The 12,166-nt window shown below is 61.1% G+C and carries 12 protein-coding genes; 6 read left to right on the top strand and 6 right to left on the bottom strand.

Annotated elements, in window-relative coordinates; genetic code table 11:
* Positions 1-590: 590 nt before the first annotated feature.
* The 4 genes from JOZ06_RS02895 to JOZ06_RS02910 form a co-directional block, all read right to left on the bottom strand.
* Positions 591-1,124, bottom strand: coding sequence for an HAD domain-containing protein (locus JOZ06_RS02895; RefSeq protein WP_293228435.1), 534 nt, complete (start codon positions 1,122-1,124; stop codon positions 591-593).
* A 183-nt stretch (positions 1,125-1,307) separates the two neighbouring features.
* A complete protein-coding gene (locus JOZ06_RS02900; RefSeq protein ID WP_293228437.1) occupies positions 1,308-1,634 on the bottom strand; it encodes a DUF6527 family protein in 327 nt (108 codons plus the stop codon).
* Positions 1,631-3,043, bottom strand: coding sequence for a ThiF family adenylyltransferase (locus tag JOZ06_RS02905; RefSeq protein ID WP_293228438.1), 1,413 nt, complete (start codon positions 3,041-3,043; stop codon positions 1,631-1,633). Before JOZ06_RS02905 ends, JOZ06_RS02900 begins: the two co-directional genes overlap by 4 nt.
* Positions 3,043-3,759 carry a multiubiquitin domain-containing protein gene (locus tag JOZ06_RS02910; RefSeq protein ID WP_293228440.1) on the bottom strand — a complete coding sequence of 239 codons (717 nt, stop codon included), beginning with the start codon at positions 3,757-3,759 and terminating at the stop codon, positions 3,043-3,045. The genes JOZ06_RS02905 and JOZ06_RS02910 overlap by 1 nt, the downstream gene beginning before the upstream one ends.
* Before the next feature lie 107 nt (positions 3,760-3,866).
* On the opposite strand from JOZ06_RS02910, the gene JOZ06_RS02915 reads away from it, so the two are divergent.
* The 5 genes from JOZ06_RS02915 (at position 3,867) to JOZ06_RS02935 (ending at position 9,371) form a co-directional block, all read left to right on the top strand.
* Positions 3,867-4,268 (top strand): helix-turn-helix transcriptional regulator, encoded by a 402-nt coding sequence (locus JOZ06_RS02915; RefSeq protein ID WP_293228442.1) that lies wholly within the window; start codon positions 3,867-3,869, stop codon positions 4,266-4,268.
* Between the two features lie 2 nt (positions 4,269-4,270).
* A complete protein-coding gene (locus tag JOZ06_RS02920; RefSeq protein WP_293228444.1) occupies positions 4,271-4,834 on the top strand; it encodes an ImmA/IrrE family metallo-endopeptidase in 564 nt (187 codons plus the stop codon).
* Between the two features lie 113 nt (positions 4,835-4,947).
* Positions 4,948-5,625 (top strand): hypothetical protein, encoded by a 678-nt coding sequence (locus JOZ06_RS02925; protein ID WP_293228446.1) that lies wholly within the window; start codon positions 4,948-4,950, stop codon positions 5,623-5,625.
* A 192-nt stretch (positions 5,626-5,817) separates the two neighbouring features.
* Positions 5,818-8,178, top strand: a complete 2,361-nt coding sequence (locus JOZ06_RS02930) for a DEAD/DEAH box helicase family protein (protein WP_293228447.1) — start codon at positions 5,818-5,820, stop codon at positions 8,176-8,178.
* Positions 8,179-8,612: 434 nt separating this feature from the next.
* Positions 8,613-9,371 (top strand): XRE family transcriptional regulator, encoded by a 759-nt coding sequence (locus JOZ06_RS02935; protein ID WP_293228449.1) that lies wholly within the window; start codon positions 8,613-8,615, stop codon positions 9,369-9,371.
* Between the two features lie 330 nt (positions 9,372-9,701).
* Here the strand turns inward: JOZ06_RS02935 and JOZ06_RS02940 are convergent, their stop codons facing one another.
* Both JOZ06_RS02940 and JOZ06_RS02945 read right to left on the bottom strand, forming a co-directional pair.
* On the bottom strand, positions 9,702-10,568 hold the full coding sequence (locus JOZ06_RS02940; protein WP_293228450.1) for a plasmid partitioning protein RepB C-terminal domain-containing protein: 867 nt from the start codon (positions 10,566-10,568) through the stop codon (positions 9,702-9,704).
* 171 nt (positions 10,569-10,739) lie between these two features.
* Positions 10,740-11,147, bottom strand: a complete 408-nt coding sequence (locus JOZ06_RS02945) for a hypothetical protein (protein WP_293228451.1) — start codon at positions 11,145-11,147, stop codon at positions 10,740-10,742.
* Between the two features lie 190 nt (positions 11,148-11,337).
* On the opposite strand from JOZ06_RS02945, the gene JOZ06_RS02950 reads away from it, so the two are divergent.
* Positions 11,338-11,745 carry a DUF6088 family protein gene (locus JOZ06_RS02950; RefSeq protein ID WP_293228453.1) on the top strand — a complete coding sequence of 136 codons (408 nt, stop codon included), beginning with the start codon at positions 11,338-11,340 and terminating at the stop codon, positions 11,743-11,745.
* Positions 11,746-12,166: the final 421 nt, after the last annotated feature.

A 12,166-nucleotide genomic window follows, 5' to 3' on the forward strand; every position in this document is an offset into this window, starting at 1 on the left:
GAAATTGATACGCTCGTCCATGGCCCATCTCCTTGACTGCGACGGCCGGCCTGTCCGACCGTATGTGGCTCGGCACACCTCGGTGCGCAACCCACGATACCGGGGATGGGCCGTCACCGCTGGCGGAGCGCGACCATCATGTCTAAATCTGGCAGCAGGGCGAAAAATGTCTAAGAGGTCTTTGCCCCCTTCAAGGCTGCAGCACTAGGCCTCAGGCTTGGCTAGACATGGCTGCGGTCGGCCGCAAGTTCGGCAGCCGGACTATGAGCGCTTGGCGGCGCTGGATCAGGCTGCGTTTGCTGCCTTCCAATCGTGGGAGCGGGTGCGATGCCTTCGAAAGCTTCTCGAACTCCCGGCGGATACGAGCTTGTCAAGCTCTTGCCGCAGGTTCGCAAAAGCGTCGAAGCAAGGGATTGGGGTATCTCCGCAGACGAAGTGGAATGGATCATGAAGCGGGTCGCTCGCCGTGTGACAGAGCCCTCGGAGCCGAATTTCTGACTCGCGGACGGAGTCCAGGCGCAGCCCACCTGGTCAACGACTGCGCGATGGTGCAGACCGAGTGGTCAGCGAGCAAATCAGAAACGCCCTCGTCAACCACCACCGAAATTACCTTCTAGCACGGTCAACAATCTGTCGAAGGCCCTGGGGTCGGACAACCCTTGGCAAGGGTCAGTCAGCACAAGCCGCGCGGCTCGAACGTCGTGCGGCCACAAAATGTCCTCATCGTCGATTGCGATCCAAGACTCCGGCTTTATCCATTCAACGTGCCGCTGAACCACCTGGCTCTTGGTGCACCGCCAGTAGTCCATTTCCGTCATAGGCCGTCCGAGCCTATCGCACGGCGCCTTCGTCGTCAGGTCGAGGAAGGTGAAACCATCGACTCGCTCGGCAAGTTGGCCAAGTTGCTCAAGAACTGTCGGCAAGCCTTTCGCCCAAGGCTGCGTCGACGTTAAAACGATTCGAGCCTCAGGGAACGCCTCAAGCGCCCGATACAGCGGTCCGACCGACTCGTATTTTTTATGCCCATCCTGGTCGGGCGGATGGCCGTTCACCTCTTCATAAAACGACCAGCTTGGATGTAGAACTCCGCTTATTCCCAGGTACAAAACTTGGCTTGACTTCATGTGCGCTCCTTCCGAGCGTCAGGTCGCAGCCGCCGTCCTATGGCGGTCAACATGAAGACAAATTACCAACCATGTGGCTCACAGAGTGAGCCACTTCTGGCCGGCCGTGCATCGGGCGCCTGCGAATGCTGCAGTGGGCTACTGATAACGGTGGCATCGGTTCGACGGACGGCCATCGTGCCATCAACGGCACCAAATGATGGTCCCGCCTCGCATGAAGAAATGGCTTCTGCAGCCCTTCGTTCGATGCACGGAAGGCGTCAGCGTTGGCGCTTTTGGCGTCCCGGACACAGTCCAGCGCGGACCATCGCTGCCCGAGAGCGGCAACTGAATCTCAGCGCCGCAGCCGCAGGGGCACCTCATGATGGCGAGCCAGTAGTTCTGCCGCTCGCCAATCACGTACAGCGTCCTGTCATCCACCCGGTCCGGCACGTCGGCCAATACTTGAATGCGGTAGGTGGCCGCTCTTCCGAACAGCCCTCGCAGCCAGTTGATGAAGCGCCGAATCATGTGCGTCGTCCGAGCAGCGGCAGGCCGAGCGGCGGCTCCTGGTCACCCATGCCGACAGCGCGGAGCATCACCGGGCAGGGCTCACCGTCTGGTTCAATCATCGAAGCATCAGGGTCGGATAGGGACATTCTCCGTGCCGCGAATCGGCCATTTGGCAAAACCCGGTAGGGATGCACTCGAGCCAGAAATTCGTTCACGGCGGCGCTCGCAGCCTCCATGTTGACGCTGATGACGGCGGGCCTGTCAACAAGGACACCTTTTACATACCCGAGCTTGCGCTGGTGCTCGTACGCATCGGGATCGGTGCGCCTCAAGAATGCTGCTTCCAGGTCAGCCTGGCTGTACACGCGCCGACTCAGCAGGCTCGATCCGCCCGGCAAGATGGTGTGCACGGCTGCCCATATGCTGTCGATGCCACCTCGACCATCAGAGTCCAAGCGCACCCCGACGTCAATCAGCGGGATGACGTACGTGCTGGCAAGCTTGTTCAGAACGTGGCGGCCGTCCACCGAATCCATGCAACCGAACAGCACGTCGCAAGTCGATAGCGCCTCGAGCACGCCCCGGTCCAGCAAGTCTTGGTGGAATGCCTGCACGCGAGTGCCGAGCCTCATGGCGGCTATCGCGCGCTCCTGCACAGCCGTCTTATGCGCCCCCTCCTCAGCGTCGCTCGCGGTACTGTTCAGGATTCGATTGAGGTTCTTGCCTTCCACGTTGTCTGGATCGACGAGAACCAGTTCGCCTACGCAGTTGCGCGCCAGTTGCTCGATGACGATGCTTCCCGTACCAGAGGCGCCAACAACTCCCACGCGCAAGTTGCGAAGCAACTGGTACGTTCGATCCCCAAACGTCTGCGCGATGCGTTGCGCGTGCTCAGGCAACTCGCCGCCCGGCGCGGCATCACCGTATTGCAGGAACACAAAGTCATCTCCGACGATGCGAATTCCATGCAGAGGTTCGCCCTCGCCGTGCTCTTGCACGGCACGGCCAACAAGCCGGCCGTCGGGCAGCATGATGAGGCTGGCAAGCGGCGCATCGGTGTCCAGCCATCCAAACACCGACGGGAACATCTCGCGTTCGGCAATGTCATCCGTATCGGAAAACCACTCATACCCAGTCGGGTGGCTATGCACTTTGACCACCGCCGCGCCCGACGCCATGGCCTTCTGCAAGATGGGCTCCATCGCGACGCCCGGCCAAGCCACCCGATGCGGCGTGCGAATGCGACAGACGTCGTGCGAGATCGGAATGACCTCGCGCACGACCAGGAGTTCCAAGTCGGCACGTCGTGCCCGCCCGCAAAGAGCAAATGCCACGGCCTCCTTGCCGTCGCCCGGGAACAGATGCTCTTGCAGCGCGCGGTGGTGATGAGCCGAGATGGTCAACCGCACCGGCAGCGCGGCCGCCATCACTTCCGGAGCTCCGCCTCGAGCCAGGCGAAGACGTACCCCATGTGCGTGGAGAGGTCATCTTCGCCGACGCGCCAAGGGCTGTTCGCAGTCCGATGGCGCGACCATTGCTGCCACTGACGGCCGTCGAATTGCATTGTAGTCAGGCCGTTGATAGGGCGACCATCCCGCCGCGCAAGAGCTGGCACGAAATATGCCATGTCGATTTGCACGTCCGGGTAGCCGGCATTCATTCGAACATGCACATCTGCGACCTGGACGTTGTAGCCATCGGGCAGGGGCCAGTCGTAGATGACAGCGCACATGACCTGGCCGTCCAGCACCGCCTCCCAGCGCAATCCAAGCGAGTTCAGGTAACCGAGGTCGGCCGCGAGCAGCTTGAACTGCAACCGCTGCGCCGCTGGCTCACCCTCCTGAACCTCGTTCGGGATGGTCATGAATCGCTCGACACCGGGTGCGAGGAAGCTGACCTCTTGCTCTGGCGCCACGGGATGGACCGCTCCATGAATCTTCTGGCGAAGAAGGTACTTGTCCGGCGTCTTGCCAGCCAAGGCAAGGATTTGTTGCCCCGTCATCTCGCTGACCGCAACAACGTACAACTGCTTGTCGATACGGATGCGGTACTTCTTGCCCTTCGGCACCGGCTTGCCGGCAGCCAGGTAGGCCTCAACATCAACGACGTCGCCCTCGTCGGGCAGTTCATTCTGGTTCTGCATGGGAATTCTCCCGAAGTGCTCACCCTGATGCACGCCGCTCAGGTCAAGTGAGCATTGACCTTGGACGGTGCCCGTGAGACATTTCCGTCTCACGAGTAAGACAGAGCATGCCACGCACCGTCTCTCGTGTCAAACACTTCGTCTTACAAGAGAAACGGCAACCAATGGAAGCAATCAGGATTGAGCTCCTGGCCAAAGAAATTGAAGAACGAAGAGCCGGAATGGGCATTCGTGAAGCCGCCAAGCTGGTTGGCGTGAGCCCGGCGACGTTGTCCCGGGTGGAAAACCAGAAAATCCCTGACCTCGAGACCTTTAGCAAGATTTGCAAATGGCTCGGCAGGGACCCTGCCTTGTTCCTGGGACTGCCAACGCAGCAGCGGGCCACAGCCCCGACGGCGCTTGTTCACTTCAAGAAGGGTGCCGCCATCGAGAAAGACAGCGCCAAGGCGCTTGGCGAAATGATTCTTGCGGTCCAGCAGGCCCTGCTTGAGGAAGAGCTGGAGGGCTGAGCGTGTTCGAGCGCGGTTTCAAAGCGTGGTGCGAGAGGTATTCAACGGAAGTGCGCGGCAAGCTGGGCGTGCAAAAGGATGCCCCCCTTGATACGCGTGCACTGGCCCAGATGCTGGGCATCCGTGTCTGGACGCCGCACGACGTGCCGGGACTAACGCCAGAGACGCTGGAAATCCTCCTTCGCAGCGACGGTAAGACGCCGAGCTGCTGGTCCGCGGTAACCATCGTCGTGAACAAGAGGGTCGTCGTGGTCTTGAATAGTTCCCACAGCTTGGCCCGGCAGGCGAGCGACCTCGCGCATGAATTGGCCCATCGAATCCGAGGACACCAGGCTCGAGTGGTTTCCCTGTCCGAAGACGGCATCATGCTTTTGAGCAGCTACGACAAGAAGGAAGAGGAGGAGGCCGACTGGCTTTCTGGCAGCCTGCTCTTGCCACGAGATGCATTGATTCTGATTCGCCGCCGGCGCTTGTCAGATGCCGACGCGACCATCGAATACGGGGTCAGTGCGCGGATGCTGAGCTACCGGATGTCGATGACAGGGGTGAATCGCCAATTTGCGTAGGACACGCATCGCCGACGCCGGCATCGAACTCATGAGTGGCGCAACTTCCGCGCATGCCGAGCGCTAATGGAGAAGCGGGCGCGAAGAGTCAAGACGACATAAGTAGGGAGAATTTGTTCGTGGTCGAGTGGATAAAAGATAACCAGATCATCGTTTCTGCACTGTTCCTGCTGCCTGCGAGCATCGCGCTTAGCTGGGTGAAATTGCGAGAGCGTCTTTGGTCTCTGTCTAAGCGAAGGCGAAATGCGGCACGAAAGCTATTCCAAGACGGTCGCTGGAGAAAGGCTGCGCGGCTGGACTACCACTTCGCGATGCATGACGCGTTCGGCTGGAGCCTTGAACCAGTTGAGCTCGCCTATATCGAAAGTCGGCAGCTACCCGTTCGACTGATTCGCGACGTCTTTGGGGCTGGCGGCTGGGTGCGATTTGTGGATGGTCAAACAGGTTATGTAGACACGCGCAGCCAGCGAGCACAAGACTGGGTTTCATTTAAGGCGACAGCCGTTATGACCTTTATTGCGGCATCGCTTGGCGTGCCGGTCGTTTTGGCGTGCGCAATCGCAGCCTGGATGGAGGGGGGTCCCATTGCCGCGGTTGTCGTCGCAATTCTCGGTGGGCAGCTCGTACTTTTGCTCGGCCTCTTCTCCTTCTCTGCTGAAGCGGCGCACAGAGTGCTTTCACCGAATCGAAACTCGGCTGCTTTACCGCTGCCGCCTAAAGCCGGCCGAAAACGCAAGTCAGACTCCCATTCTGAAACCAGTGAGGTATCCGGCACATCTGCGATCCTCTAAGCCAGTACGAGCGAAGCAGGGCTGGCCGGCCGAGCAAAGGTAGGCTCCTGCACTACGAGTCGGTCGAGGAAGCCCGGGGCGCGCTGCTCGGCCGGCCCACTACGAAGTAGTGCACACGCAGGCATACTCAACAATGGGGCCTTAAGCCCTGCTTTGGTCAACGCCGAACACGGCCCCTCACAGCGTTTTTGCATGGCCCATCCGAAGTTGGACCCCGTCGATGCTTTGCGGACCGAGAACGCCCGGCTGATTGCGCTTCTGGACGCGCACGGCATCGAATGGCGGGAACGCCCACTACCGCCGGAGCGCGCACCGGACCCGCCTTCGGCCATGCTGTCGACCGAGGGGAAGGTTTCGCTCTATCGCGGGCTCTTTCGCGGACGAACCGACGTTTACCCCGTCCGCTGGGAAAGCAAGACCACGGGCAAGTCAGGGTACGCGCCGGCGTGCCACAACGAGTGGGTCGCAGGGGTTTGCCAAAAGCCCAGAATCAAGTGCTCGGACTGCGAGCATCGGTCCCTAGCGCCCGTCACTGACCCGGTCATCTATAACCACTTGGCCGGCGACCATACGGTCGGAACCTATCCGCTGCTCCACGACAACACCTGCCACTTCTTGGCAGTCGACTTCGATGAACAAGAGTGGCGCGACGATGCCAAGGCGTTCATCGGCTCCTGCACGGCACTTGGCGTTCCCGCAGCGCTGGAGATTTCCCGCTCAGGCAATGGCGCTCACGCCTGGATTTTCTTCTCTCAGAAGGTAGACGCCCGCGACGCGCGTAGGCTCGGAACGGCGCTCATCAGCCACGTCTGCGCCCGCACAAGGCAGCTCAAGTTGAGCTCCTACGACCGGCTGTTTCCGAATCAGGACACGATGCCCAAGGGCGGCTTCGGCAACCTGATTGCGTTGCCCCTGCAGAAGAAGCCGCGCGAGGCTGGGCACAGCGTGTTTGTCGACGAGAACCTCATCCCGTATCCCGATCAGTGGAGTTTTCTGGCGGCCATGCCCCGCATGTTGGCCGAAGACATCGAGCCGACCATCCTGCAAGCCACGGGCGGCTCGCATCCGCTGGATGTCGCCTTCATCGAAGATGAAGACCAACAGACGCCATGGCTGACCCCAAAGGCCGGTCGCAAGAACATCTCCGGCCCCTTGCCCAAGAGCCTGAACATTACTTTGGCGAACCAGGTCTACTTCCAGAAGGACGAGCTTCCCCAAGTCTTGGCCAATCGGTTGATTCGCTTGGCAGCCTTCCAGAACCCCGAGTTCTACAAGGCCCAGGCCATGCGCTTTGCGGTGTGGGACAAGCCGCGTGTCATCGGTTGCGCCGAGAATTTTCCAAAGCACATCGCGCTGCCGCGTGGGTGCTTGGACGACGCTGTTTCTCTGCTAACCACAAACGGCATCAAGGCCGTCATCCAAGACGAGCGCTTTCAAGGCACGCCGATTGAGGTGCGCTTCGCCGGCACGCTGCGTGTCGACCAGGAGGCGGCCGTGGCCGAAACCCTGCGACACGACACCGGCGTGCTCTGCGCGCCCACCGCATTTGGCAAAACCGTGACGGCCGCCGCCATGATTGCCCGGCGCGGCGTGAACACCCTCATTCTGGTTCACCGCACCGAATTGATGACCCAGTGGCAGGAGCGGCTGCAAGCTTTCCTGGCAGCCGACAAGAACACAATTGGCCGGATTGGCGGAGGCAAGGTGAAGCCGACGGGCAAGGTCGACATTGCAGTGATGCAGTCACTCGCGAAGAACGAGGAGCTCAGCGGCCTGCTCGACAACTACGGCCAGGTCATCGTTGATGAATGCCACCATGTCGGCGCCGTATCGTTCGACCTGCTGATGCGGCGAGTCAAGGCCAAGTACGTCCTCGGGCTCACCGCGACCCCAGTCCGCCGCGATGGTCAGCACCCCGTCATCTTCATGCAATGCGGCCCGACCCGATACACGGCCGTAAGGCCAGACGGTGCGCCGCATCTCCTCGAGGTGCACCCGATCCACCTTCACGGGCAAATCGCCGGGCCGGACGACGCAGGAATTCAAGACATCTTCACCGGGCTCGTGAACGACGCGCAGCGGACACAGTCGATAGTTGACGCGGTGCTCGAGTGCTACGCGCAGGGTCGCAAGATTTTGATTCTGACCGAGCGCACGGACCACCTGGCCGCCATCGGAGAGGCGCTGAAACCGAAGGTCCCTCGCGTCTTCATTCTTCACGGTCGCATGTCGCGCAAGCAGCGCTTGGCGACCACGACCGAGCTGAACCAGCTGCCGCCGGATGCGCCTCGAATACTGCTGGCCTCTGGCAAGCTCGTTGGGGAAGGCTTTGACCATCCAGCGCTCGATACGCTCGCGCTGGCCATGCCCGTGTCCTGGAAAGGCACGCTCCAGCAGTATGCCGGCCGGCTCCATCGGGAACACAGCGACAAGACGGATGTCCGCATCCTGGATTTCATAGACACGGGCCACGCCGTGCTCAACCGCATGTGGGAGAAGCGCCTGCGCGGTTACCAGGCGATGGGCTATTCCGTCTCGCCCAAGCTGCTATGAGTCGGAGCGGCACCGCCGGTTGCGAAAACGCACTGTAATTACCGGGCGTTCTCGGATATATTGAATTTATCCGAGCACCTGTGAACCGAGCGAGCCACGAGCGCTGCCGCTTCGCCGGAAACGCTGGATCGGCCTGATGGATGTGCGAGACGACCCGCCCCGGCGGAGGCGGTTTCTCATCTTATGAGTCACCTTGTCTCAGCTTATGCATCCCACGCCGACGTAAGTCCTTGATTCACAAGGCAGCGATTTCTCACCATATGAGTCGCTCTACAAGTTGTCGGTTCTCACATGAAATGCTATTTTTCTCAGTAATTGCTACTGAGACGTCAATTCGCCCTGCGCGCGCGCTGACGCATCGCATTCTGAGTGTGCCCGCCGTCTTGAGGCGCCAGCTGAAGGTAGGCTTGTCCATCCGCCTATGATGGAGAGCCATGGCTATTGACCTGAAAACCTTAGGCTCCAAACTCGCCAAACACCGAGGACAGCTCAAAGAGTCCATCATCGAAGTCGCGTCTGCGACTGGCATTGATGCAGCACGCCTAACAGCGATCGAAGCCGGCCAAGTCGAGCCCACGGGCGACGACGTGCTGATCTTGGCCGACCACTACCGCTGCGACTTCAAGTTCTTCATTTCGAACGAACAGGTGGCCCCGTTCGAACAGACCGAGACGCTCTACCGCGCCCATGGCGGCGACTTCACGAAAGAGGACCGTCGGGCCGTGCAAGACTTCCTCTACCTCTGCGAGACGGAAGACTTCTTGATGCGGGAGCTGGGGCGCCCACCCAAGGATTTCGCCTTCTCCCCAATGGGCGACTACTTCAAGGGGCACGGCGAGGCCGCAGCCGACCGGCTGCGCGCCGCTTTGGGACACGATGACCGCGCGCTTCCGCGCGATGTCTATGAGGAGTTTCGCAGCGTCGGCGTCCATGTCTTTCGCCGCAAGCTGGGCAACTCGAACATTTCCGGCCTCTTCATCATGCATCCGGTCGCCGGCAAGTGCGCCCTGGTCAACCACAGCGAAGACATCTACCGCCAGCGTTTCAGCGCCGCTCACGAAATGGCGCACGCCATCTTCGACTCCGCGCAAGGCGCCAGCGTCAGTTTCGATGACCCCAGCGGGTCGGATTACTTGGCTCTGGTTGCCGGTCTCGACGATGTGGCAGTGATGCGTGATGCGCGTGATCAGTGACACCGCATCGCCCTTCCTGCCTCGGCCCGAGCGCCCGACGTGCAGGAAGAACAGCCGCGAATGGTGGCTGGTATTGCCCACGGTCAGATAGGGAGCCCGCCCCAGCGCGCAGGACAGGTAGGCCATGAAATTGCCGGCAACGGCTATGGGATGGGTCTCAGCACCCTCGCTCCCTTCCATGCCGACATCACCGACCAGGCCATACAGGCAGGCCGTATCCGGCACGGGCGGCATGGGCTGCGGTTGAGCAGAGGAGCTGCCGCTGTCGGACCATCGCACGAGCGCGTCGGCGTGCGCGGAGCTCATCCTGCGCCTGGCGTTACCGATCATTTACTTGTCCAGGGCATCGATCTCGACGATGTTGGCGAATTCGCGCAGCACGTCCGGCTGCCGCTGGGTCAGGTAGCGGATCACGGCTTCGTTGGCCAGAAGCTTGCCGAGATAGCCCTTGGCGAGCACCAGGTTCAGGACATCCTCTCCGTAGGACTGCTCGATGGACTTGAACTGGCCTTGCAGGTTGTCCATCTCCTTTTCCATCTTGGCCATCTGCTCGGCGCTGACCCCGGCAATCTTCTTGGGCTTCTTCTCACCGACCAGCATGGCGGCCGGCGTGGCCGCCAGCAGCGCGTTGGCGTAGGTCACGGTCACGTTGTTGGTGGCCACCATGAGCTCGACGCATTCGATCTGCCGGGTGGGCTTCATCTTGCGGATGATGCCGCCGATATTGGGAGAGAAGCGCTGGTCCTTGAGCAGCCCGGCCGCCTCGGCGCAGATCCCGTCCAGCAGGTTGAGCTTCTTGAAGATGTGGCTGATGTCCACCGTCAGGTCCTTGGCGAGACGCTCGGGCGTCACGCCGCGGTCGACCGCGCGCCGCAGCATCAGATGTTCCTGGATCGTCGACAGACGGTTGATGCGGTTGTTGTAGGTGTAGGTCTCATCGTCGGTGGCCACCAGGCACGGTGCATCCTCAAACTCGAGCTCCTGCATGGCGTAAAGCCGGATGTGCCCGTCGAGCAGAAGGTGCGCGCCGGTATCGCGATCCGCGGGGCCGACCGTCAACGGCTCGATGAGGCCGACGCCCTCGATGGAGGACTTGATCTGCCGGAACTTCTTCGTGCCTTGCAAACCCTCGGAAATTCGGCGTGACGGCAGCAGCTTGTCGAGCCGCACCGTGATCGGTTGGCCTCTGCTGCCCATAGAGAGATCTCGACAGACTTCGAACCCCAGGGATCAACCAGGCCCGACACGCAAGGCAGGACGCTCACGCTGGCAAGCCGTTGGACCCCTCCAGAACCTCGAAGCTACGCGTAGAAGACCTTACGCGCCGGGCAATCCCTTGACCATCAAGTCCTCTATTTGCACGCGTCACTATTTGCGCGGGCGGTGCAGCGGCTTGAGCGTGAGCTCCACGCGCCAGGCCATTGGCCGCCCATCCGGCCCGGGAGAGCGGATCTCCATCCAGCACAGCCCGCTCTCAACGTTGACCCCGCAAGATGACGCGTCACTTGTTGCACGCACCCCGGGCGTTCGGCCCGCAAGGGCGGGGTTCTTGTGGCGCCGGCGGTAGATCCGCCAGTAGTCTGGGTTCCTGGCGTGCCAGGCCTGCTGCGCCGCCTGCTGGTTGGCCCGGTAGTCCGGGTCCTCTTGCATCTTGTGCCGGTTCCACAGGCGTCGTCGCTCGCGCTGGCATTCCAAATCAGGGCAATAGGTCTGGGCAGGGGTCTGCGGCCTGACCGTGAAGAGGCGGCTGCAAGCCGCGCAAGCCATCTGGGCCATGAGCGCCTCCCATAGAGCCTTCATGCCTCATGGGTTCGGAGGTTTTGCGCGGATTTTGAGCACTTTGTCGGAGGGTCTGACCTATGAACTGCGTCTCCTCTATCGTCGGACAGGCCCGATGGAATCGGTTTGACAAGCCGTTGGCCTGCCGCAAGAATCAGACATCAATGTCGTATGTTTGCAAGGCACCATGGCCGGAATGACGATTCAGGAGCGGATCGAGTCGAGCCTCGCCCGTTCGGAGGCGATGGTTTTCCTGCGCAGTGAGTTCGACCGGTTCGGGGGCTACGACCAGGTCGGGAGGGCGCTGCGCGCCATCGTGGCCAAGGGCCTGCTGGTCAGGGCGGGCTATGGGATCTACGCGAAAGCCCGCAAGTCGAGTCTGACCGGCAACCCCGTCCCCGTTGTGCCACTTGTGGAAGTCGGCTTGGCTGCGCTGTCAAAGCTCGGCGTTGACGCCGGGGTTGGGCCAGCCGCCAAGGCATACAGGGACGGGCGCTCAACCCAGATGCCGATGCGCGACGTAGTCAGCGTCGGCGGATCGCGCGTTACCCGAAGAATCGGGTTCGGCGGCAAGGTCGTCCGCTACGAGCGTTGAAGGGGCGATCGCCCAATCGACCGGGCTCGACCCGCGAGCTTCCCAATAAACAGTTCGACGGGCTGATCTACAGCCCGACGTGGCGGTGCGCGACCGCGAGACCCGTGCTGCATTCAGACGACATAGCAAACGTTCTGAGAATGCCGGGGGCCGGAGTCTCATAATGCGTGCGCAACTGCTTGATTTATATGGGGCTCAATAGCATTTCATGTGAGAACCGACAAGAGTGGTGTAGAGCGCCCCATGAGATGAGAATCTGAGACCCATAAGTTGAGAAGCTTATGGGTCTTTGTCTATTGGTAGGCACTGCTGAACTGGCTGCGCCGAACGACAAATACAAGAGCCGGCCAGGCAGCGGCGCGCCGTTGCCCTGCTCTATGAGCGGCCAACCTTGAAGCCGTCGATGCGTTGCTTCGGGATT

Origin of the sequence: Paludibacterium sp., assembly GCF_019232825.1 — a bacterium.
Taxonomy (GTDB): Bacteria; Pseudomonadota; Gammaproteobacteria; order Burkholderiales; family Chromobacteriaceae; genus Paludibacterium.

Bases quoted from the DNA above. Each gene is read 5' to 3' on its own strand.
- JOZ06_RS02895 (WP_293228435.1), bottom strand. From the start codon at position 1,124: ATGAAGTCAAGCCAAGTTTTGTACCTGGGAATAAGCGGAGTTCTACAT.
- JOZ06_RS02900 (WP_293228437.1), bottom strand. From the start codon at position 1,634: ATGATTCGGCGCTTCATCAACTGGCTGCGAGGGCTGTTCGGAAGAGCG.
- JOZ06_RS02905 (WP_293228438.1), bottom strand. From the start codon at position 3,043: ATGGCGGCCGCGCTGCCGGTGCGGTTGACCATCTCGGCTCATCACCAC.
- JOZ06_RS02910 (WP_293228440.1), bottom strand. From the start codon at position 3,759: ATGCAGAACCAGAATGAACTGCCCGACGAGGGCGACGTCGTTGATGTT.
- JOZ06_RS02915 (WP_293228442.1), top strand. From the start codon at position 3,867: ATGCCACGCACCGTCTCTCGTGTCAAACACTTCGTCTTACAAGAGAAA.
- JOZ06_RS02930 (WP_293228447.1), top strand. From the start codon at position 5,818: ATGGCCCATCCGAAGTTGGACCCCGTCGATGCTTTGCGGACCGAGAAC.
- JOZ06_RS02935 (WP_293228449.1), top strand. From the start codon at position 8,613: ATGGCTATTGACCTGAAAACCTTAGGCTCCAAACTCGCCAAACACCGA.
- JOZ06_RS02940 (WP_293228450.1), bottom strand. From the start codon at position 10,568: ATGGGCAGCAGAGGCCAACCGATCACGGTGCGGCTCGACAAGCTGCTG.
- JOZ06_RS02945 (WP_293228451.1), bottom strand. From the start codon at position 11,147: ATGGCCCAGATGGCTTGCGCGGCTTGCAGCCGCCTCTTCACGGTCAGG.
- JOZ06_RS02950 (WP_293228453.1), top strand. From the start codon at position 11,338: ATGGCCGGAATGACGATTCAGGAGCGGATCGAGTCGAGCCTCGCCCGT.